Origin of the sequence: Methanoregula sp. (assembly GCF_049686655.1) — an archaeon.
Taxonomy (GTDB): domain Archaea; phylum Halobacteriota; class Methanomicrobia; order Methanomicrobiales; family Methanospirillaceae; genus Methanoregula.
Window position 1 is genome coordinate 22,987 of record NZ_JBAVIG010000019.1, and the last position, 21,148, is coordinate 44,134.

The window sequence follows — 21,148 nt, forward strand, 5'->3', positions numbered from 1 at the left end:
CGTACGATGTGTACTTATTGTTCGGCAATAAACCGGTATACTGGTATAAATAGTGAAAAACGATGGCCCCCGCGTTTTGGGTATCCGGATACAGGTGGTTGATTGTCCGCTGACAAGGAAATAGCTCCCGATGGGGGGAAACTTCCCGCCGACATCCCGTTCCGCCAGATCATCGCACGGGAACTTGCCGCTGCTCAGGCCAGCCGGACCGATTTGATGTCACGGAATGAGCCCCGCCGTTTACAGTTGTTCATCCTTGCCTGCTGTATTCTCACAAACCTCTGGTTCTTTTTTACCTGGAGTAACTACCTTGCACTCTTCATTGCTGCCAGTCTCTATCTTAACATGTTCTATTTCATCACCCTCCTCGTCCCAACCAGCCCGGGCGCCGCAGACTTCCGGACACCGGAGATCGCGAAGTTCCATACCTGGCTCAGGGAGAATGGCATCACCTCCGGCACCCGCCAGTTTACCCGGATCTTCATCAACATGTTCTTCATGAACTGCCGGACGCTCACCCTTGGTATCGGCCTGATCTTTTCAGTGGATATCGTCTTTACCCTCATCGCGTACTCCGCCGGCCTGCGGCTGGATACCGCCGTCATTGTCATCTCCCAGTCAGCAGTCATCATCCTCTTTTACTACCTGGTCTCCAAGATCGAACCCTTCAGCGCGGAGTTTGCAAACAATATCAACCGCATGAAAGACCGGCTCTCCCGCGAACTTCCCCCGTGGCTTATCTCGCTGTTGTTCATGATGGGTTTTCTTATCGTGGTATTCGTCTTCCTTACTACGATCATCCTCCTGCCTGGCATCACCCTGAACGCATTCCTGTCGGAGTCAGGACTGACCCAGCTCGCATACGTGTTCCTGCCGCTTGCGGTCCTTGCCCTCAGCCAGTATTTCATCATCCGGTACATCCATGGCATCAGCAGCAGGGAGATGGCTGAGCGCCTGATGGACTATCGCGAACACTCCCTGAAGAGCCTGGCCGGGGAAGATATGGATCCTGTCCCCGGGGAGGCAGGGGAGGTGGAACACCGGTATGAACTGACCTCGATGCTCCTGGAATCCCGGATCTACCAGATCAAACGCAACTCCCTTCTCGGTGCGTTCCCGGTGTATGTAGTGGACCTTGACTTTTCCGTGATGATGGACACCACGACCCTGACCGCGATCAAAGGGTATATCCGGAAATCCACGTGATCAGGCTGGCTGGTCGTACCGCAGGCACCCACAGGAAAAAATGAAATTGACAGGGGGCTATTTGAGAGCGCCGGGAGATCCCGGCCCCTCATTACCCATCCCGAACAGGATCGCGTTTATTCCAGGCCCGGGCGGTTCCCGGGTTCAGCCCCGATCTCTTTGATGGTCTCACTGCCGGCAGGAGTGATGCAGACCAGCTGGCTGCCGAGCACGATCAGGCTCACGGCCGGGCGGCCCCGTCCGATCGGGTTGGCATTGTACAGCCGGATGGAGGCGTCACGGGAATCAGCGCTGTCGAAGGACTGCGTTGATCGTTGTTGCCCGCAGCGTCCGAGAGCACGCAGGTCTTTCCCCCGGTTGCGCCCGGCAGGTTCCAGGTGACGTTTTTGGTACTGGTTACGGTAACGCCTGCTACCCTGATGGCATTTTTCACCGGCTCACCGGACACGGTGGAATAGGGTAATTCTACGGATACGACGATGATCAAGGCGCAGGGGATCAGGAACACCAGGATAAGGAAAAGGGCAAGGCCGTGTTCCTCCCGCAGAGTCAGTGCCAGGATACACCTCCGTTTATGCACCGGTATGCCGGCTCATGGCGGGACCTCCTTTGCAGAAGCCGATCTCTGCCACCCGGGTTTTTTGAATTTAAGAAATACGAGCGGGGGGACCGCCAGGAGGAAGGTACCGAGCAGGACAGAGAGTACGTAAGCAAGCCCATCTGACGCGAAGAACGACGGGGGCATGAGGCCGACGACAAACGCAAGAATCGTGCCGAACAACCCGAGCCCTCCGACAATCCATACCCCGGCCATCCCTCCCGGTATCGTGAAGGAACGGGGCTTGTCCGGCTGGCTGTACCGGAGTTTGATCACGGACGCAAAGACAAGGATATACACAATGCAGAGCAGCTCAACGGTCATGGCCGAGAGGATCCAGTATGCCTGGTTGACCGAGGGGAGGAAGACATAGAGCAGCGAGATCAGCGAGCCGATCAGCGCCTGCATGACCAGGACGGCTACCGGCGCCCCGTACTTGTTGGTCCGGTCGAACATCGGCGGCATGTTACCTTCCTCCGCCACAATGCCAAGCCCTTTTGCCGGTCCGATCAGCCAGGCCGCGAGCGAGACAACCCCTCCGAGCGTGATCAGCACCGCCATGGGTGCCACGAGCCCGGGCATGTGGGCGGCGTTGAAGAAGTACTGGATTGCCTGCATGACCCCCGATGCAAGGTTGAGCTGGCCAGCGGGGATCACCACGGCAATGGCGAGCGTGGCAAGGACGGTACAGATCACGATGATTGCCGCCGACAGGGCCATGGCACGCGGGAAGTCCCTCTGGGGGTTCCTGGTCTCCAGCGCATGGAACCCTGCCATCTCCATACCGGCAAAGAGCAGGATGATCGTGGCGAAGAACGGCAGGGTATCAACATTGATCGTCGGGACCATCGCCCCCAGGGACAATGACGGGAGGACGAGCACCTGGCCGGAACCGATCCACCATACGCCGAGGACGATGATCAGGATTGCCGGGATAATGCTCCCGAGGATCACTCCGGTATTACCGAATTTTGTGGATGCCTCTTCCCCGAAATACGCAATGGCGGTCGTGCCCCAGAACGCGATCATCATGACACCGAACATGTAATACGGGCTGGTGGCCAGCGCCGGGGTAAGGGCAAACGCCAGCGTGGACGCGATAAACGAGAGGACCGTGGGGAACCAGACCAGGTTGTTCGACCACTCGCAGAACAGCGCGGTGAATCCTCCCTTCTCGCCGAATGCCTGTTTCACCCATGCATAGACCCCGCCTCCCTCCGGCCACCCGGTAGCCAGTTCGGCACCGGCAAGCGATATGGGGATGAGGAAGAGGACGGCGCCGATGATGTACCAGCCGATGCAGGACCAGCCATAGATCGCCATGGAGGGAAAATTCCTGATACTCAGCACGGCCGCCACGTTTATCATGGCGAGGGCGAAGAGGCCCAGGACCTTCTTTGATCCAGGTTCTCCGCCGGTGCCTGCAGTATCGGTCATTTCTTTGCCTCTCGCTTTGCCGCCCTCTTTGTTGCCGTCTTCATATTCTTCTTCATCTCCGTTGTTGTACCATTCGTTTCCTCTTTTACGCAATACATCCGGTACACGCCGTTCTCACATTCAATTCCGTGGGTATCATGTTCGAATCCCGGGAATGCGTTGTCGAATGCCTGGAGTACAGTGAGGTACTTGAGCAGCGGGCCGTCCTGCCGGCCGGTCCGCTCGCCCGGTGCAAGGATCGGGATGCCCGGGGGATACGGTACGATACCGGTAGCCACGATCCTCCCGCCAGCTTCGCAAACGGGGACATGCTCAACTTCGTTCCTGACCAGTTTTTTGTAGGCTTTTGCATACGTAATGGCGGGCTCCGGGAGGATTGCAAAAGCTTCCTGGAGGAGCTCGCACATCCGGTGCTCCTTCTTGAACGCATGCATCCTGTCCGAGAGCCCCCTGAGCGTCAGGCCCTTGTATTGCTCCGGCCATTTTTCCACGAGGTCGGGGAAGATATCAGCAATGGGTGCCCCCTCGTCGTACAGCCGTTTGAACCCGAAGAGCTCCGTGATCAGGGTGCCCCACTTGCCCTTGGTGATCCCCATAGAGAAGAGAAAGAGGATGTCGTAATCGCCGGACTTCTCGTTGATGATGCCCCGGGTATCGAGGAATTTCACCACGATCGCTGCCGGGATGCCCCACTTTTCCAGAGATCCGTTCTCCTTCACGCCCGGCATCAGCACGGTCACCTTGATCGGGTCGAGCATGCAGTAATTGTCCGGCAGGCCGGTAAACCCATGCCACTTCCCGCCCGGGTGCAGCACCCAGCAGGAGGGATCGTCACGGAGCCATTCCATGGGGGCATCGGCAAACGCGACGGGCTTCTTTGTCTTCGCATCAGGAATCGTATCCGGCTGCCACATGCCGAACCACCAGTCCTGCGGGGTCTTCCCGTGGCCGATCTCCCGGGCGATACGGGCCATGGTCCGCCGGAACCGGATCGCCTCTTCGATCGATTCCGTGGTGAGGACCCTGCCCGGCGCCCCGTCCATCATCTTCGACGAGACATCGCAGGAGGCGATGATCGGGTAGAGCGGAGAGGTGGAGCTGTGCATCATGAAGCCCTCGTTGAACCGGGCATGGTCGACGGGGACGCGCCCGTGCCGGACATGGACCATCGATGCCTGCGAGAGCGCGGCAAGGAGCTTGTGGGTGGACTGGGTGGCAAAGACGGTCGGGCCTTCGGGGTCCCGTGCCCCGTCGCGCATCGCGAACCGGTCCCGGTAGATAGGGTTGAACCGGGCATAGGCGTACCAGGCCTCGTCGAAATGGATGCTGTCCACGCTCTTCCCAAGCAGCCTCTCCACCTCTGCCGCATGGTAGCAGAGACCATCGTAGGTCGAGTTGGTGACGATCGCATGGACCGGTACCTGGCTCTCCGCGGTGGCGGAAAGGGGGCAGGACCGGATCTTCTCCCGTATGGCAGCCGGGCTCATCTGGTCCGGCGGGATCGGGCCGATGATCCCGTACCGGTTTCTTGTCGGGAGCAGGTAGACCGCAACGGAATGGGTCATGGTCAGGGCGTGTTCTGCGGACTTGTGGCAGTTCCGGTCCACGAGCACGATGTCATCCTGCGTGACCCGGCCGAAGAAGACGATCTTGTTCGCTGTCGAGGTGCCGTTCGTGACGAAATAGGTCATGTCTGCGCCGAACACTTTTGCTGCGTACCGTTCGGCCTCGCCGACCGGCCCCGAATGGTCCAGCAGGGATCCGAGTTCCCCGACCGAGATCGAGAGATCGGAGCGGAAGAGCTGTTCGCCGAAGAACTTGAAAAATGCCCTGCCGGCCGGGGATTTGCGGAAGGCGATCCCGCCGGCATGGCCCGGCGTATGCCAGGAATACTCGAAGTCGTCCGAGAACTGCACGAGTGCGCCAAAGAACGGGGGCAGGAGTTTCTGGCGGTACCGTTTCGCTGCGGCCGTGATGCGGCCCGCGATAAATTCCGGGGTATCCTCCATCACCCAGATGTACTCGTTGATCTCCTTGATCATGTCGATCGTCAGGGTTGCGGGTGCGGCCGATGTAGGCTCGCCCATGAGGAAGATCGGGATCTCCTCGTTGCGCTGGCGGATCTCGTGGATGATCCCTGCGGTCACCCGGTGCTTCTCGGGTGTGTCACCCCCGAGGTTCCAGTTGATCAGCACGCAGTCGATCTCCGGCAGGTTGGAGGCGGCTGCGCGGGCATCGGCCGGCGAGGAGATGTCCGAGACGGTGATGCCGAACTCCTCGATGCCCTTGACGATCCGCCGGATCGCCCGGCCGTGCGGGGTTTCCGTGTGGATCGTATCGTCAAGGATTGCCAGCTGGAGTTTCTCTTCCGGGTTCATGGCACGTCTCCCTTGTCGGGACTTTCCTGACCCGGTACTTCGTGGATTGTGAACGAACTCATGAACATCGCTTGGGGATGCCTGTAATTAAAAGGAGGGGATCTGGTGCAAGCGATTAGCCTCTCACTTCACGGAGCCCCCGGTTTTTCCGTTATCCTGTCACCGCGTCTGACAGAGCGCAAAAATGGAATATTAGATATACTATCTCGGGGTATTTTACACCGGAAATGATCACATGACTGAAGAAATTACTGTTCCGGACCAGTTCCTCACGGGTCCCAGCGTCTTTCCCTGGTGGCTCCTGCTCGTCTGGGGAATCCTGACGCTTCTCATCGGCTGCATGTTCCTTATCACCCCCGGCATGACCACGGTGCTCCTCATCACGTTCATGGGTGCCTACTGGCTTGTGGGCGGCATCTTTGCGATCAGCAGCCTCGTGGTTGACCGTTCGCACATGGGATGGAAAATCTTCCTTGCGGTCATCAACATCCTTGCCGGGATACTGATCCTGCTCTACCCGTGGTTCAGCACGATCTTTGTCCTCTCGTTCTTCGTGATCTTTATCGGGTTCTGGGCGATTTTTATCGGTGTCTCGCACCTGTATCATGGCTGGATCATGAAGGATGCGGGCAACGCAGTCCTTGGTATTATCAGCATGATCTTCGGGCTCCTCCTTCTCATCAACCCGTTTATTGTCGCTGCGCTGCTGCCGTACGTGGCCGGCGGCTTTGCCGTAGTCTTCGGCCTTGCCTCGATCTATGTCTCGTTCGTGGCAAAGAAGTACCAGGAAACCCCGGGCCCGTGTAATCCATAGAACCACTTTTTTTTTGAGAATCTCTTTCCCTGATCGCAGATCCTGGTTATGCAGAATTTTCTCGATATATATAACCAAATGCACTTTATCTGTCGCATAACAAATACCTGAAGTGATCCCGGAAAAATCCGGTAAGGCAATTGAGACAGAAAAAAGTACAGTTTTCAACCGGGAGACGAAGAAGAATTTGCCGTCCTGCGTCCCGGGGGTCAATTTCTTCTCGCTGATGTTGCTGTTCCCCGGTTCCTGGTAAAATTTATTCACCATCGCAAAATCCGCAATCAACCATAAGTACGAAACTTGTTTGAAGAGGCAGGTCTGGAAGCCCAGACGCAGCAACGAGTGATGCCGGGACATTTCATCGTAACGGTCGGAATTCGGCAGTAGCGGCCGTCGTCTCCTGATGAAAAATTAAAAAGGCGGGGACCGGGTCACACTACGATCCCTGCGATCATCCCCACGATCTGCTGAGCGATCGCCGGGTCCACGAACTGCGCGAGCACCAGCCCGGCCAGTGCGGCGAATAAGGCCCGGAACACGTTTCGCGTGCCCGTTCTTCCCGGATGTGCCGGGGATCGCGTCCGTATCCGCCAGCATCGCCAGCCGGATTATCTTTGGCAGGATGATGAAGAACGGGAAGAAGAAGAATGCAGCGCCGGTAAACGCGAGTGAGATGCGGCGGAAGGAAATTACGTGGAGTGATTCAGACCGGGCAAAAAAGTCCCTGTTCCATGCCAGACGGGACAACGACCTTTTCCGGATCAAAAAAAGGGATGGATCAATATCCCCCGCCACCACCACCGGTGGCAAGGCTCGGTGTCTGTCTTGTGGTAGGAATGGTCGTGGGAGGTGTAGTGACCACGGTTCCGGGAATATTCGCAACATTCCAGAGGTTATCGATGCCCGAACCGTTGATGTCGCCCGGTTTGAGGTCATACGATGAGTAATAGAGCGGCCAGCCTTTGTAGCTGGTCTGCTTCGATCCATCGGCCCGGGTGAATGTCCCGAAATCGGCCGGGTCCAGGGGCGATGAGACCCTGATCGCATCGGTAGAAAATACCGGCCAGGTTACTGCGCACTGCCCGGTACAGGTACTCGCATCGCTTCCCTGCACGTCGTTTGCGTAGAAATACAGGGTCCGCCCCCGGGCATCTACAAGCACGTTTCCGAACGATGATGCAGAGAGCCTGACCGTGTCCGGCAGCGGGGCTGACTGAACGGGCACAGTCATCGTTGGCTGGGGGGTGGGGGCCGGCTGGGCCGCCTGCTGGGTGCACCCGGCGACAAGCATCAGGGCAGCAGCAAGCAGGATAACGAGAAGAGTTGTGTTCTTCAATAAAATCACCTTTGGAGACACCCCGCAATTCACGGCAGATCTTATAAAATTTTGGACAGTTCACGGATTTTGAAAAAAAGAACAGGGCGATCTGACTATTCCCGAGACTACGGCTCCGGCGCATCATCCGGCAGCTTTAAAAAAGTTAATCCAGCCCCAGCAGGTCGCGTATCAGTGCGATGATCGCCTGCCGCTGGCCTTCGCTGACGGCGCCGATCCGGTGCAGGAACCGGTTCCGGTCAAGGGCTACGATCTGGAACACGAGTGCGATACTGTCGACATCAAGACCGTTGTGCGGCCCGGGTGAGATGAGACACGTATGCGAGAATCGTGCGGTACCCAGGGTCGTCGTGAGGGGAACGACAAGGGTCATGCCATTTGCATGTCCCATAACGACACCCGGCCGGACACCTCTCTGCTCGTGCCCTTTTGCATCCGAAAGATCGACAAGCCAGATATCGCCGTGCTTCATCCGGTCAGTGCTTCAGGGATTTCAGGGCCGCCCTCTGCCAGATACCGGTCTCGGCTTTCAGCGCTTCGAGATCCTCCTTACCCGGCGTGAAGAGGAACTCTTTTGCTTTCGAGATACCGATGGCCACCTGGGCTTCCGAATAGAACGGCTTGAGCTGCCTGACCTGCCGGAGCGCAACGAGCGGATCGCTCTTCTGCCGGAGCGCATAATACCCGTAGGTTGCGCCGACTTCGAGCGGGACCGGCTTCAGCCCGAAGATCCTGCCGAGTTCCCCGGCAACCTCTTTTTCCGGTACACTCAGCCGGGCACCGGTCTCCAGCTTCTCGAACTCTCCCGTGAATTCGTAAAGATCCTTTGTCAGGTCCGGGGAATAGGGTCCCCGCACGTACAGGCTGCAGGAGTACCCGAGATCGATGCCCCGTAGTTCGAAGAGGCAGACCAGTTTCTGGGCGATGAGCCGGTCATCGAACCGGGAGATATCGAAGGCAAAGCCCAGTTCCTTGAAGAAGGCGATCGCTTTTTTCCGTTTTTCCATAGTTCATGCTCCGCAATGGAGGAACCTGCACAGCCAGGCTTTGGTCCGTTTCCATTCTTCCTGTCCTTCGGGCGTGATGGTATAGAGTTCGAGTTCCTTTCCGTCCGTGGTGATCTTCCCGGACGTAAGATATCCCATCTCCTTGAGGACATTGAGGTTTGCGAACAGCACGCCGTCATTGATGTCGAGTGCCGCTTTGAGTTCGCGGTAGGTTGCCCCGTCCTGCCCGAGCGAGGAGAGGCTTGCGAGCAGTTTGAACCGGACGAGCGAGAAGACTTTCGCGTTGAGGGATCCGGATTCGTTTAAGATGGAGAGGATGTCGTTCTGCATGGTGTGCTCTCCTGTTTCTTCTCATGAGTGTTAGCGGGACGGGTTATTTACTTTGTTATTTACTTAAAAGTTAAAGTTGGGGGGGCCGCTCATCGGGGCTGGAGCCCCCTCGCCGCGTGGGCTAGCGGAAAAAGATATTGAGTATCCCATATACGGAGTGGAAGAAGCGCGGATTTTCGAAGGGTACGCTGCATTATATCAGCACCTCAAAGATCAGTCGTACGAAAACCTGAAGAACGTGACCCCGGTGATCTTTTCAATAATGTAGAGAACACCAAAGAAAAATACCGCGTACAGCACAAAGCTGATGATGAAGCCCGCAGCGCCGGTTAATTGTGCTGCTCCAATGATCACAGTCGATAAGGCATTCGCGATCAGGGCCGCACAAAGAATACCGGCAAAAAAGATCGCCCATTTTTTTACGCTTGCAGAATCCATGAAGATCGTTGGTGGGCCGGACTCTTAAAACCACATATGGGAGGTCTGCTCTGAACGCTGCCGATCGATGGAATCATACCTGCGGTGCACGCCCGGCCCGGTGATCGAATTTTATCAGCAGGTTTCCGTGACGGACATGACGGAATGAAAAAATCCCCCGCCTTTGCATCAGGGTCACGGAGGTGCCATTATCGCAGGAACGGGTACCGGCAGGGAGACCTCCGCGCTCGAAGTGGCGGGGGCGGATCCGGATCACGGAACATCCCTCGTTGTTCCGGCCGCGGACAAAACCAATGGATATATCACTTTGAACAAATATCCCGGATATATGGAAGCAACAGCCTGTGATCATGAGAACAGCTACATGCTGCTGTTCATGCTGGGGGCAATCATCCTCGTCTTTTCCCTGTACCTGAACGTCTACTTCCTCTACAAAACCTCATTCATGCCTTAGGGATCAGGGTAATGAACCGGCACCGGACCTGTTGTTATTTTACCGGAGGTTGCCTGAGAGTGCAGACCCCGGGGGTATCATTCAAGCGAACGGTCCGGGTGGCCGTGCACCTGGTTTCTGTGCCTGGAATTAACCTGTTTTCTGAGTTTTGGTCCTGCCTTTCCGTCTTCATTACAGTTATAGTCAGCATAGTTCCAGACCGTCACGCCGGCGTGGGAAGCACAAGCAGGTTCAGTAAAAAAAATGTGATGGTGAAGAGCAGGATGATAATCATAATGTGCTGGGACTTTGGATAACCCGACTTCATCACCGCTCCATATTTTAAGATTTCCTTACAACAGTAAAATAAATCTCTATGTTTAAATTGTTTTTGTTCCTTGTTCCCAAAACCGGCAACAATGGTAATGTATTCGTAATAATCCGGCAATGAACCGGACTCCCGTTTCTTCCCGGACCTCGATTCACACGGACATACGGTTGTCCGTTTTGGCAGTTCTTACAGAGGTAAGTACCCGGATTATTTTTAGAGATCTCCACCCCCGGTGTCAAAGCGGAGATTCTCTCGTGAACCCCCTCCGGTTCCCGTGAGGAAATGCAAATGTCACGTGTTTTTGAAAAATCCCAATCTTAAAAACCCCCTGCGGGAAATAGGTTATCAGGAGCATACGATCGATGGAAGCCAGGAGCGAGAGAAAAGAAGGTGTCCTTGTCTTTTTTATCACGGGAAGGCTGGATGCGTTTGGTGCACAACAACTGGAGACGTGGATCCGGGAAGGTCTCCACGATGACGACCGTGAACTGGTGATCGATATGGCCGGCTCACCGTACCTGAGCAGCGGCGGGATACGGGTATTCAACAGCCTGAAAAAAGAGCTGAAACGGAGGGACGGCCGCTTTGCCCTGTCATCTGTCGGTGAATACCCGAAAAAAGTACTGGATATGGCGGGTTTCACCACGATCTTCGAACTCTATCCTGCCGCGGGCGATGCTGTTGCCGATCTGGTCAGGAAACGAAAAAACCCCTCGCTCTTTGGCGAGCTCTTCTACAAGAAGATCGTGGAAGAAGGCGTGAAGCTGACCCTCGAACCCGGGCGGATGACCGCACCCCCGGCGCTCCGCGTTGTCGGCGATCTGGATAACGTGCTCTATGCAAAGATCACCGAATCCGATATCCGGACGCGAACGTTCTCTGAGGTAATGTATTCCCTTGGCCTCGGGGCCCTGGGTACGGATGCACGGGAGGCAATGCCCCTGCTGGGCGAGATGATCACCCTGCACGGGTCCATGGTCTGGCTCCCAACGGATGGCAACAACACCCCGGATTTCCTGACTCCCGCGGATTCACCCGAAGGCGACCTCCCGGTGTATACCGGATATAATATCACGCTTGAAGGGCAGTTCAATGAATATTTCACGCTCGATACAACAAATCCCGACGGGATCAGCATCACGGATATTTACCGGATCATTTTCTCTTCTGCACAGGATCGGCTCGCCAGCTACCGCGGGGTCGTTGCGGTCACGATCTGGGGTATTATCAGCAGTCTTGCCAGTTCGGGCCTGAAAAAATCCCCTGTTGCAGCCTCTGCACCCCCGGGGGGAGAATCGATCATGGCCCCGGGGCAGGTCAATGAATGGATCGCATCGGATACGGGAACCTCGTATCGCGGCGATACGCTCGTAAGTTTTGGCATAGGAATCGATATGACTCACGAGCTGGCACATTTCAACCCGGCGGCCCTCGAATCCCTGTATTACACAAACCCCCTGAATACGGGAGGGGCAAAAGAGATGTACCTCCATAACCACGGGGTCGTCTTCCGGAATATACCGTATGATCCCTCGCTGGACCTCAACACGCAGGTAAAGAAGATCGTACGAGACGGCGAGTTTGTCGATATGCGGCACCTGCTGGATTCAACCCGGCTGCGCAAGGCAAAGATCGGGGTCGCCTATATCCAGTCTGTAACAAAAGATGCCTGATATCAGGCCGTTTTTCTTTTGGTGAGAACGAGAATATTTTTCCCGTCTTCGAACCGGTACCGGACATCATCCATGACCTGGCGGATCAGGAAGATCCCGAGTCCGCCGATCTTCCGGTCTCCGGCCAGGTCAGGTTCCGGGATGCTGAGTGGATCGAAAGGCCCTGCCCGGTCTTCCAGCCGGACTTCAACGGTCCCGTCTCCCGCCCGGCCCGATACAGTGATCGCACCTTCCCCGTTTATGTACCCGTGCATGATAATGTTGGTGATCGCCTCCTCCACCGCCAGCTGGGTATCGAGGATATCGTCCTCCGGAAATCCGCTGGCACGCATCAGGGTGTTGAGACAGGCTGAGACTTCCGGGATCGCGCTGGTATCTGAGGCAATCGTACGGACAAAAGCGTTCTCCTGCATATCATTCCACCCTGATGACCATCAGCGTAATATCATCGGACTGGGGGTGTTCCCCGCTGAAGACCTTCACGTCCCCGAGGATCGCGGTGATGATATCCCGGGCGCCGGCATTCCGCGAACGGCCGATGATCGATCGCAGCCGTTCTTCACCGTACATCTCGAGACCGGCATTTTCTGCTTCCGTAATCCCGTCCGTATAAAGTACCAGGATGTCGCCGGTTACCAGCTTCCTGGTTTCCGAGCCGTAGTTCGCGTCCATCTGTACCCCGACTGCAATCCCGGTCAATGGCAGTTCCTCGAACGATCCATCGGCCGCGTGGCAGAGGAACGGCGGGTTGTGGCCGGCATTCACATAGGTGAGGGATTTCTGTTCCGTATCCAGGATCCCGTAGAACAGGGTAACGAACATACCGGCTCTCGAATCGGCAGTGATGATCTTGTTGGCATCCCGGATCGCATCGGCAGGACGGTCGGGGTACCATGAGGCATTTACCCGGATAACGATCCTTGACAGTGCCATGAAAAGGGCGGCCGGGATCCCTTTTCCGGAGACACCGGCGATCATCACCCCCACCCGGCTTTTGTCTATCGGTATCACTTCAAGAGGCACGACGTCAAAAAAATCCCCGCCCACCTCTTTTGCCATCACGCTCCTGCCTGCGACATCGAACCCCGGGATCGGCGGGATCGTGTCGGGCAGGAAACTCTGCTGGATCTCGGCTGCAATGGCCAGTTCGGCGTTCTTGCGCTCGATCTCCCGCACCAGAGTGTCGCGTTCGGCCTGCATCTTCCGTTCGTTCTTCAGGTTCTCCACAATAAACGCAAAGACGAACATCCCGGCTGCGTTGGCCACGATCATCGGTATTGAGATGGTCTGCACGAGGGCCAGCGCCTGGTCGAACGGGCGGGAGATCGCGATGGTGAGGATCATGTGCAGCCCTTCCATCAGCACCGCAAAGAGGACCGCGACCGTGATGCCGGCAAATTTCCTTTTGTTTGCCAGCCAGATCAGTCCCCCGAACAGGCCGGCAAGCACCGTTGCGAGCGAGCAGGAATAGACCGTGAACCCCCCGAGGCTCATGCGGTATATGGCCCCTATCAGGCCGGCACCGAGGCCCACACAGGGTCCGCCCAGCAGCCCGGCCAGCATAGGCCCGAGATCCCGGATATTGATGATGGCACCCATGAACTCCACGCCGGCAACGGTCCCATAAACAGAGAGTGCCCCAAACACCAGTACCAGGAGTACCTGGACCTTCACGGCAGGGTGGCCGTCAAGTACGTCCGGGAAGAACCTGCTGCGGGTCAGCAGGTATGCGACCACAACGATCACGCAGATCATCTGGAGCAGCACCAGAAGGGAGGAAAGGATCGTGGTGTCCAAGTGTATCAGGTACGGTATTGAACACCGGCCATCTTAATAATGACCGCTCCTGCCCCCGCTACAGGCAATAGCATTATCTTTTTTGCCACCGATATTGCTTTTAAGAACACCGGGAAAAGGAGTTTCCCGTTGCGAGGGATAGTTGTGGAAATATCGACCAGAAACCAGGAGGGTTCGCTCATCCTCTCCATTGCCGGCAGGATCGATACGGCCACTGCGCCGGCACTTGAACAGGCAATCAATACCGGGATCGCCGGTGGCAGCCGCAGGCTGCTGCTGAATTTCTCCGGCGTCCCCTATATCAGCAGCGGGGGCCTCCGCGTCCTCCTGGCCACGGCAAAAAAACTCAAGGGTGCCGATGACCGGTTCAGTCTCTGCTGTCTCTCGCCGGAGGTGCTGAAGATCCTCAGGCTGGCAGGGTTTACTACCATCTTTTCCATTCACTCCTCCGAGGGAGAAGCCCTTGCCGGCTGGTGATGGCCCGCTGGTCCCCCCGCTCCTGGAATTTAGGAATGTCAGCGTTTTCAACGGCGGGCGGCAGGTCCTGGACTCCCTCTCGTTCACCATAGATGAAGGGGAGCACCTCGCCATTCTCGGACCCAACGGGGCCGGCAAATCATCGCTGATTAAGGCCATCACCCGGGAGTTCTATCCCGTCCTTGACGGAAGGAAGGTGATCTTCCGGATCCACGGGAACGATGTGTGGGACGTGTTCGAACTGCGATCTGCATTCGGTATCGTTTCAAACGATCTCCAGCAGGCATTTGCACGCGAAATTACCGGCAGGGAAGTGGTCCTGTCCGGGTTTTTCTCCAGTGTCGGGCTCTTCAACCGGGAGATACCGGAGGAGATGGAACGCAGGGCCGATGAGATACTCGCGTTCCTCGGGATCGGGCATATCAGTACAAAGCGCATGACGGAGATGTCCTCCGGCGAGGCCCGGCGATTTCTTATCGGGAGGGCGCTCGTGCACGACCCCCGCACCCTCATCCTTGATGAACCGACCAACAGTCTCGACCTGCATGCCCTGCATGCCTTCCGCCAGACGCTCCGGAAGATCGCACAGTCCGGCAAGGGGATCATCCTTGTCACCCACAACCTGCCGGATATCATTCCGGAGATCTCCCGGGTGATCCTGATGAAGGACGGCCGGTTTGTGCATGACGGCAGGAAAGAGGATCTGTTAACCGACGGGCATATCGGGGATTTGTTTGAGGTGCCGGTGCATGTCAGGAAAGCGGGCGGGTACTACTATGCGATGGAGGAGTGAGGGGGCCGGCCGATAACGTTCAAACTGAATGCTGAAAATCGAAAAACTGGCTCTGTAGAAAACCTCATAATCGCTGACGCTCTTTTGGGCTTTGCCCCCGCCGCTATGGCATCCCCCGGTTGCGATGACGACGTATTACCTGCCATTTGACTCGGGGCATCGTCTCTTCGAAAAAAATGATTTCTGCAGAGCCGAAAAACTGATAAATATCTACGAGCGTCCGCCGCCTCAGGTCCTCTCCGGGGCACAGCGGGGCCAGAAGTTTCCGGCATTTTTTTATCTGGTCACCGATCCGCCGCCGGGGCGGCCGGGTTCGTCGTAATTGAATATCTTGAGGTTAAAAAACCCGCATCAGATCATCTTACACTATCAATTTTCAAGGGAAGTTCTGTTTTTCAGGATATAGTAGCAATCGGGAGCGAAAATGCCTGGATATATTCCCAGGGCCAAAAAAGGTCTGGTGCGGAGGTACTGATACGTTGGCAGTTAATCGGGAAATGTTAACGAGGTGAAATATTAGTCACCGACCGCAGGCGCACCAGAACCTTTTCATCGAGTCGCGATAACGCACCAGAACCACCTGAAACATTCATCTGCCTGGCCGGATTACATTACTGTTTCAATCCGACAATTATTAACTCTGCATTGTAAATTTATCCATAACAGATAATTCACTCCAATACGTATTGCGGCAGGAAAGATCCCGTGGCCACTGAACCTGAATCCCCGCAGAAAAGGGCATCGTGCGATACCGCTGATATATTGTCGGAAAAACTTCTATTCAGGCGCCTTACCATTGTTTTTGGTCTTCTCGCTGCAGTGACTGGCGTACTTGGGATTTTCACGGCACACTTCGGTATCACCCTCGTCAGCAGTCTGAACCAAAATTACAGGACACTGTCACTCAGCGCAGCCCTAATCTGGATCTTTCTCGGATCCGTTCTCGCGTATCAGGCTGCAAAACAGCTACAGCGGATCTCCGGGCGGGTCGTGCAGGTAATCCTGTTTCTCATCGCAGCCATAGAAACCATCGAGTTCGTTTTCAATATCCAGGGAAGTCATTTTTTTATTGAGATACTCCTGGTCGGGATAGGAACGAGTATTATCGGGCCCACATCATCACCGATCTCCCCGGCAGCTGCCGGTCTCGCAGTTCTCGCGGCAATTGCGCTGGTGTTTGTCATCCGGGATTCTGGCCTGCCCGCAAAATCGACGAGGATTCCTGACACGATCAGTATAGTCGGGCTGGCGATTTCTCTTGTCAGCTTCACCTTTATCCTGAGCTATTTGTATGGCAATCCATTATTGTACGGGACACAATTCATTCCGATCGCATTTCTGTCAGCGCTCGCCGCGTTCTTCGTGGGGGTAGCCCTTATCGCTGCCGCCGGCCCTGTAGCCGTCCCGGCCAGGTACATGATCGGTAATTCCATCGGCGCCCGCCTCCTCCGGGTGTTCGTTCCCCTCGTCGCCTATATTATTCTTGTTGAAAATTTTGCGCTGGTCGGACTGTCTTCCTGGTTCAACATCCACGATGCGGTCCTGTTCTCGACTACGCTCGTAGTCTTTATTCTCGCCACCGCTTTTGTAGTGGCGAAAGTCTCTGGAGCGATAGGAGGGGCACTTGACCGCGCGGAGCAGGAACTCGTCCGGAAAAACGAAGATCTCGGCGCCATGAACGAGGAACTCACCTCAATTCAGCAAGATCTCCAGGCGAGTGAAAATCAGCTGAAAACCGATCTTGAAGCCATGAAAACGCTGCAGAAAATCAGTATGTTGTACATACATGAAGAGAATCTGGAACTGATACTTACCGAGGTAGTCGATGCAGCGATTGCTATCACCGGCGCGGATTTCGGCAACATACAGCTGGTGGACCCTGAGTTATCCGGGCTCAGGATCGCAGCCCATCGCGGGTTCCCGGAATGGTGGCTAAATTACTGGAACTCCGTCAGCAAGGGCAAGGGGTCATGCGGAACAGCGCTCGCACAAGGAGAACGGGTGATTGTCGAGGACATCGAACAAAGCCCGATTTTTATTGGCACACCGGGGTTGGATATCCAGCTCAGAGCCGGTATCCGGGCGGTCCAGTCTACGCCGCTCAAGAGCCGTGAGGGAAAACCCCTCGGAATGTTCTCGACGCACTTCAAAGTTCCACACCGGCCTGACGGCCGCCAGCTCCGACTGCTGGACCTGCTTGCCCGCCAGGCGGCCGATATTATTGAGCGGGCTCAATCCCAGGAGATACTCCTTAAAAAGAACGAGGATCTCAATGCCGCCTATGAAGAAATCGCTTCAACGGAAGAAGAACTCCGGCAGACCAATGATGTACTTCTGGCCAATGAACGTCATCTGGTGCAGAAAAATGAAGATCTCAACGTCCTTAACGAAGAGCTCAATGCAGCGCATGAAGAACTCCGGCAGAATATCGAAGAACTCAGCCTTCGCGAACAGGAGTTGACCCGGAGCGAGGTAAACCTGAGGGAAGCACTCGCGGAAAAAGAGGTGCTCCTCTCGGAGATCCACCACCGGGTCAAGAACAACCTGACCGCGTTCATTTCGTTACTCAGCCTTGATGGTTCCTACAAGGACACCGATGGGGGCAGGACTTTAAGGCTGGATCTCCAGAACCGGGCCCGGAGTATGGCCCTGATCCATGAGACCCTGTACCGGACCGGGAAATTTTCGAAAGTGGATATGGATGTCTACCTGAATACCCTTGCCAGCCAGGTCGCCAGCTCTTACGAAGAGCGTGCGAAGGTCCGGACAGTTGTCGATGTCCGTGATGTGGCCCTTGATATCTCCCGTGCCACCACAGCCGGCCTGATCGTCAACGAGCTGGTAACCAATTCGTTCAAGTATGCATTCCCGCCCGGGTTCGACTGTATGGCGGTACGGGGAGAACCCTGTACGATCCAGGTCTCGCTTGCCCACGAGGATGGGACGGACATTCTGACAGTTGCGGATAACGGCCGCGGATTACCGGAGGGATTTGATCCCCTGACTACAAAATCGTTCGGCCTCAAACTGGTGAACTTCCTAGCCCGCCACCAGCTCCGGGCGGAGATTTCTATTCAGAAAGAAAAAGGAACAGCGTTTATTTTCAGAATGAACAAGGGTAACATATGACCGGGGAAACAATTCTGATTGTGGAAGACGAAGGCCTATTGTTCTCCACATGACAGAGTTACTGGAAAAGGCTGGATATCGGCTGGTTGATCCAGTTTTTTCCGGGGAGACTGCCCTCCAGGCTTTAGGAAAATCCCCCCCACCCGATCTTATCCTGATGGATATAGGGCTTGCTGGATCGCTGGATGGGATCGAAACCGCCCGGCAGATCCGGCAACGGTTTTCGATACCCCTGATTTTTGTTACTGCCTACACTTCAGAGAGTATGCTCGAAAGGATACGGGAAGTTGCACCGGACGGGGTTATCACCAAACCGTTCGTTGATACCGATCTGCTTGCTGTTGTCAGGAACGCTGTGTGCCGATCTCCTGCGAATCATCGGACATAACGGTAAGCTGATTGAAAAGAACCCGTGTTTTGCTTCGAACCTCGTTCACATCTCACCCAATACCTTTTCATATCGTACCGATAATAACAGGTTTCCAGAGCGAATTTTTCCTGCGATTTCCCGGTTAAAATTTTCCAATATTTCGGATTTTTGGCTTTCAGTTAACAGGAATTAAAAGATCCTATAGGTTTCCTGGAATCCAAATGTGTATGTTTAAAGAAATGCTCCATTAATGGAGAATATTTAAAATGTTGCGCGCTAGCCAGACGGTTTTTCTTTTTTTTAAAACAATCACAGTTAACTGTGATATATGCTATTATCGTCGTATACTGTTAATTTCCAGTTTATTTCTCTTATATTGAATTTGTTGTGATTGAATTTGTTGTGTTTTGCTATATTTTTTTGCGATCTGGCCGGCCCCGGGATCCGGATCCGGCCCGGATCTCCGGTTTCCGGACCCCGGAACTCTTCGGAATTTTTCCTCGACGTGAATTTTGATAAAGAATAAAATCCTGTAGGATAATCCTACAGGACGGGGTTTAATTGGTATTAAAGGAACGATGTAATATTCAAAATTAGAGAGAATTTCCTATCGTTGAAACCACCGGAAAATCAGACCCGGATTCCCGAAGGATATCGGAACGTTACCCGATGGTACTGCACGGGACTTGAAAGAGGCTTACGACAAAACACCGGCTCCTTTCGATTAGGACATACATGGTCCGATCTATAGGAGAAACACCAGCAGAAACGCATTGTGGGACATGGTTTCTATATGCGGTACGTTCCCTTTGGCACGAGGATCTCAAACCGTGCACCTTTCCCGGGTTCCCCGGTCTCACTGAGGGTAATACCGGTGATTGACAGGATCTCGCGGGAGAGGTACAGGCCGATTCCTTTCCTCCTGCCATATTCCCGTTCGAAGATCTTCTCCTTTTGCGATACGGGAATACTCTCCCCATTGTTTTCAAAGATGAGGACGAGCCCTTCAGGTTTTTCTGTATACGTCAAGGAGTATTCTGTTGCGGTTGGTGCATGCTCGCGGATATTATCGGCAAGGGCAAAAAAGACATGTTCAAGCATCGGGTCGGCATAAACCTCCACATCGCCGACATCGAGCCGCCTGGACAGGTTTGAAATATCCAGGTGCGATATCCCCAAAAGGAATGACTGGTTGACATTCTGCCAGACCGGTGACTTTAAGCCAAGGCCCTGGAACAGGTCTGCATATTTCAGGGAATCAGCCACGACCTGTACAAGCTCGATTTCCCGGTCAATGAACTGCTGCTGGTGTTCTCCTGCCGGCATAGATTTTTCCAGATGGAGATATCCCGTCAGGGAAAAGATCGCATTCTGGATATCGGAAAAGGTGACGGCATTGAGCACGTTGAGTTTTTTTCTGGCCTGGGTGAGGGCTTCTTCTGCCCGTTTGCGTTCGGTAATATCCCGCACAACACCGATGATCCCGGCAACGATGCCGTCCGTATCCCGGATAACCGACCCGGAAAAACTGATCGGGATGGCCCTTCCCCCCGGCGAACGGAGTGTTGTTTCATAATCGGAGAGCGATCCCCGCTCTAGGAGAGTTGCGACAATCTTTGCCTTGTCAGATTCTTCGTAAAAGATATCGCCGACCGGTCGGCCGATGCATTGTTCTTCCAAAGAGTCCACCATTTTGCAAAGAGCACGGTTCACCGCGACGATATTCCCGTCCGGGTTCAGGATGACCAGCCCGTCGATCATGGTGGAAAGGATATTGTCCGCCACCGTTGCGGGGTTCAGGATAAAGAGCCTGTACTTCCAGATGGCGTACCCGACAAGACCGGTAAAGCACAAAAACGAGGCCGAAGTCAAATCCGGGATCGGGAACTGGAGGCCAGGCAATATCTGCTGGGTTAGAAGGCCGATGACCGCGGGAACGCTGATCCCTGCCACGATATATTTTGTCTGCTGTTTTTTCCGGTGATCGGTTGTGGTAAAATAAAATTGTACACAGAGCAGCATTGCAATGATCGCGATGATGACAGCCCATGAGATCTCTACGAGAGGGAAAAGGGTCTGCTGGGAATACCCAAAGGTGTATCCGCCGAATGCCTGTTCAGGGACGGTCGTGATCAGGCTGCTCGCGATTTCCATCCAGCAGAATATCAGTGCCGGGGTATAGAGAACCGGATAGATCCATTTCTCTTTTTGCCAAGCGTCGGGCCGGGTAAAAACCACAATGAAGTTGAGCGTGAGCGGCGGAACAAAGGTCCATAGTGCCGTGGCCTTCATCCAGAAATAGGCAGTTGCAAAGCTCTCCGCCCCAAGCATCATTGACTCGGTAAACGCCCAGTAAGAGGCACAGATGCACAGGATAAAAAAAAGGATGTGCCGGGGGCTTTTCCGGTTCTGGTCGAAAACAAAGATCCCCAGTGAGAAGATCAGGACGCTGCTTACAAGGGAAAGAAGGGCAAATATGTTCACGGACATCCCAGTGATACAATCAGACTATCATACAGCATTCCATGATAAATATTTCACGAACCGGTTCTTGAGGTTCTGTCAAGTCTTCAGGAGTTATGACAAATACTATGTCGAAAA

At 54.9% G+C, this 21,148-nt stretch carries 20 protein-coding genes; 8 read left to right on the forward strand and 12 right to left on the reverse strand.

Annotated elements, in window-relative coordinates; translation table 11 throughout:
* The first annotated feature begins 102 nt into the window (after nucleotides 1-102).
* Nucleotides 103-1,206, forward strand: a complete 1,104-nt coding sequence (locus WBL42_RS02215) for a hypothetical protein (RefSeq protein ID WP_424719630.1) — start codon at nucleotides 103-105, stop codon at nucleotides 1,204-1,206.
* A 220-nt stretch (nucleotides 1,207-1,426) separates the two neighbouring features.
* Here WBL42_RS02215 and WBL42_RS02220 read toward each other — a convergent pair whose 3' ends face one another.
* Genes WBL42_RS02220 through WBL42_RS02230 form a run of 3 tightly spaced genes read right to left on the reverse strand, consistent with a single transcriptional unit; the run spans nucleotide 1,427 to nucleotide 5,619 of the window.
* Entirely contained in the window at nucleotides 1,427-1,786 is a 360-nt protein-coding gene (locus WBL42_RS02220; RefSeq protein ID WP_424719631.1) for a hypothetical protein, read from the reverse strand.
* 12 nt (nucleotides 1,787-1,798) lie between these two features.
* Nucleotides 1,799-3,241, reverse strand: a complete 1,443-nt coding sequence (locus WBL42_RS02225; RefSeq protein ID WP_424719632.1) for an amino acid permease — start codon at nucleotides 3,239-3,241, stop codon at nucleotides 1,799-1,801.
* Nucleotides 3,238-5,619 carry an Orn/Lys/Arg decarboxylase N-terminal domain-containing protein gene (locus tag WBL42_RS02230; protein WP_424719633.1) on the reverse strand — a complete coding sequence of 794 codons (2,382 nt, stop codon included), beginning with the start codon at nucleotides 5,617-5,619 and terminating at the stop codon, nucleotides 3,238-3,240. The genes WBL42_RS02225 and WBL42_RS02230 overlap by 4 nt, the downstream gene beginning before the upstream one ends.
* A 235-nt stretch (nucleotides 5,620-5,854) precedes the next feature.
* Between WBL42_RS02230 and WBL42_RS02235 the strand changes: the two genes are divergently transcribed.
* A complete protein-coding gene (locus WBL42_RS02235) occupies nucleotides 5,855-6,433 on the forward strand; it encodes an HdeD family acid-resistance protein (RefSeq protein WP_424719634.1) in 579 nt (192 codons plus the stop codon).
* 778 nt (nucleotides 6,434-7,211) lie between these two features.
* On the opposite strand, the gene WBL42_RS02240 is transcribed toward WBL42_RS02235, so the two are convergent.
* The 6 genes from WBL42_RS02240 to WBL42_RS02265 all read right to left on the reverse strand — a co-directional run bounded on the left by WBL42_RS02240 (nucleotide 7,212) and on the right by WBL42_RS02265 (nucleotide 9,800).
* Nucleotides 7,212-7,769, reverse strand: coding sequence for a hypothetical protein (locus WBL42_RS02240; RefSeq protein WP_424719635.1), 558 nt, complete (start codon nucleotides 7,767-7,769; stop codon nucleotides 7,212-7,214).
* A 145-nt stretch (nucleotides 7,770-7,914) separates the two neighbouring features.
* The gene (locus WBL42_RS02245; protein WP_424719636.1) at nucleotides 7,915-8,241 is read right to left on the reverse strand and encodes a type II toxin-antitoxin system PemK/MazF family toxin; all 327 of its coding nucleotides are present in this window, start codon (nucleotides 8,239-8,241) and stop codon (nucleotides 7,915-7,917) included.
* A 4-nt stretch (nucleotides 8,242-8,245) separates the two neighbouring features.
* Complete coding sequence (locus tag WBL42_RS02250; protein WP_424719637.1) at nucleotides 8,246-8,776, reverse strand: hypothetical protein; 531 nt, start codon at nucleotides 8,774-8,776, stop codon at nucleotides 8,246-8,248.
* 3 nt (nucleotides 8,777-8,779) lie between these two features.
* Entirely contained in the window at nucleotides 8,780-9,106 is a 327-nt protein-coding gene (locus WBL42_RS02255; protein WP_424719638.1) for a transcriptional regulator, read from the reverse strand.
* Between the two features lie 213 nt (nucleotides 9,107-9,319).
* Nucleotides 9,320-9,544 carry a hypothetical protein gene (locus tag WBL42_RS02260; RefSeq protein ID WP_424719639.1) on the reverse strand — a complete coding sequence of 75 codons (225 nt, stop codon included), beginning with the start codon at nucleotides 9,542-9,544 and terminating at the stop codon, nucleotides 9,320-9,322.
* A gap of 73 nt (nucleotides 9,545-9,617) precedes the next feature.
* Entirely contained in the window at nucleotides 9,618-9,800 is a 183-nt protein-coding gene (locus WBL42_RS02265) for a hypothetical protein (protein ID WP_424719640.1), read from the reverse strand.
* 72 nt (nucleotides 9,801-9,872) lie between these two features.
* Here WBL42_RS02265 and WBL42_RS02270 point away from each other — a divergent pair, with 72 nt between their 5' ends.
* Both WBL42_RS02270 and WBL42_RS02275 read left to right on the forward strand, forming a co-directional pair.
* A complete protein-coding gene (locus WBL42_RS02270; protein WP_424719641.1) occupies nucleotides 9,873-9,998 on the forward strand; it encodes a hypothetical protein in 126 nt (41 codons plus the stop codon).
* A gap of 672 nt (nucleotides 9,999-10,670) precedes the next feature.
* Complete coding sequence (locus tag WBL42_RS02275) at nucleotides 10,671-11,981, forward strand: STAS domain-containing protein (protein WP_424719642.1); 1,311 nt, start codon at nucleotides 10,671-10,673, stop codon at nucleotides 11,979-11,981.
* 2 nt (nucleotides 11,982-11,983) lie between these two features.
* On the opposite strand, the gene WBL42_RS02280 is transcribed toward WBL42_RS02275, so the two are convergent.
* On the reverse strand, nucleotides 11,984-12,394 hold the full coding sequence (locus WBL42_RS02280; protein WP_424719643.1) for an ATP-binding protein: 411 nt from the start codon (nucleotides 12,392-12,394) through the stop codon (nucleotides 11,984-11,986).
* A gap of 1 nt (nucleotide 12,395) precedes the next feature.
* Nucleotides 12,396-13,778 (reverse strand): PP2C family protein-serine/threonine phosphatase, encoded by a 1,383-nt coding sequence (locus WBL42_RS02285; protein WP_424719644.1) that lies wholly within the window; start codon nucleotides 13,776-13,778, stop codon nucleotides 12,396-12,398.
* A gap of 129 nt (nucleotides 13,779-13,907) precedes the next feature.
* On the opposite strand from WBL42_RS02285, the gene WBL42_RS02290 reads away from it, so the two are divergent.
* The 4 genes from WBL42_RS02290 to WBL42_RS02305 all read left to right on the forward strand — a co-directional run bounded on the left by WBL42_RS02290 (nucleotide 13,908) and on the right by WBL42_RS02305 (nucleotide 18,565).
* Nucleotides 13,908-14,255: an STAS domain-containing protein gene (locus tag WBL42_RS02290; protein WP_424719645.1), complete on the forward strand. Its 348-nt coding sequence runs from the start codon at nucleotides 13,908-13,910 to the stop codon at nucleotides 14,253-14,255.
* On the forward strand, nucleotides 14,242-15,048 hold the full coding sequence (locus WBL42_RS02295) for an ABC transporter ATP-binding protein (protein WP_424719646.1): 807 nt from the start codon (nucleotides 14,242-14,244) through the stop codon (nucleotides 15,046-15,048). The genes WBL42_RS02290 and WBL42_RS02295 overlap by 14 nt, the downstream gene beginning before the upstream one ends.
* A gap of 705 nt (nucleotides 15,049-15,753) precedes the next feature.
* The gene (locus tag WBL42_RS02300) at nucleotides 15,754-18,177 is read left to right on the forward strand and encodes a sensor histidine kinase (RefSeq protein ID WP_424719647.1); all 2,424 of its coding nucleotides are present in this window, start codon (nucleotides 15,754-15,756) and stop codon (nucleotides 18,175-18,177) included.
* A 49-nt stretch (nucleotides 18,178-18,226) separates the two neighbouring features.
* Complete coding sequence (locus WBL42_RS02305) at nucleotides 18,227-18,565, forward strand: response regulator (RefSeq protein WP_424719648.1); 339 nt, start codon at nucleotides 18,227-18,229, stop codon at nucleotides 18,563-18,565.
* 771 nt (nucleotides 18,566-19,336) lie between these two features.
* On the opposite strand, the gene WBL42_RS02310 is transcribed toward WBL42_RS02305, so the two are convergent.
* Complete coding sequence (locus WBL42_RS02310) at nucleotides 19,337-21,037, reverse strand: histidine kinase N-terminal 7TM domain-containing protein (RefSeq protein ID WP_424719649.1); 1,701 nt, start codon at nucleotides 21,035-21,037, stop codon at nucleotides 19,337-19,339.
* Nucleotides 21,038-21,148: the final 111 nt, after the last annotated feature.

Excerpts from the sequence above, each read along its gene's own strand:
- WBL42_RS02225 (WP_424719632.1), bottom strand. The coding sequence starts at position 3,241 with ATGACCGATACTGCAGGCACCGGCGGAGAACCTGGATCAAAGAAGGTC.
- WBL42_RS02230 (WP_424719633.1), bottom strand. The coding sequence starts at position 5,619 with ATGAACCCGGAAGAGAAACTCCAGCTGGCAATCCTTGACGATACGATC.
- WBL42_RS02235 (WP_424719634.1), top strand. The coding sequence starts at position 5,855 with ATGACTGAAGAAATTACTGTTCCGGACCAGTTCCTCACGGGTCCCAGC.
- WBL42_RS02245 (WP_424719636.1), bottom strand. The coding sequence starts at position 8,241 with ATGAAGCACGGCGATATCTGGCTTGTCGATCTTTCGGATGCAAAAGGG.
- WBL42_RS02250 (WP_424719637.1), bottom strand. The coding sequence starts at position 8,776 with ATGGAAAAACGGAAAAAAGCGATCGCCTTCTTCAAGGAACTGGGCTTT.
- WBL42_RS02255 (WP_424719638.1), bottom strand. The coding sequence starts at position 9,106 with ATGCAGAACGACATCCTCTCCATCTTAAACGAATCCGGATCCCTCAAC.
- WBL42_RS02260 (WP_424719639.1), bottom strand. The coding sequence starts at position 9,544 with ATGGATTCTGCAAGCGTAAAAAAATGGGCGATCTTTTTTGCCGGTATT.
- WBL42_RS02270 (WP_424719641.1), top strand. The coding sequence starts at position 9,873 with ATGGAAGCAACAGCCTGTGATCATGAGAACAGCTACATGCTGCTGTTC.
- WBL42_RS02275 (WP_424719642.1), top strand. The coding sequence starts at position 10,671 with ATGGAAGCCAGGAGCGAGAGAAAAGAAGGTGTCCTTGTCTTTTTTATC.
- WBL42_RS02280 (WP_424719643.1), bottom strand. The coding sequence starts at position 12,394 with ATGCAGGAGAACGCTTTTGTCCGTACGATTGCCTCAGATACCAGCGCG.
- WBL42_RS02305 (WP_424719648.1), top strand. The coding sequence starts at position 18,227 with ATGACAGAGTTACTGGAAAAGGCTGGATATCGGCTGGTTGATCCAGTT.
- WBL42_RS02310 (WP_424719649.1), bottom strand. The coding sequence starts at position 21,037 with ATGTCCGTGAACATATTTGCCCTTCTTTCCCTTGTAAGCAGCGTCCTG.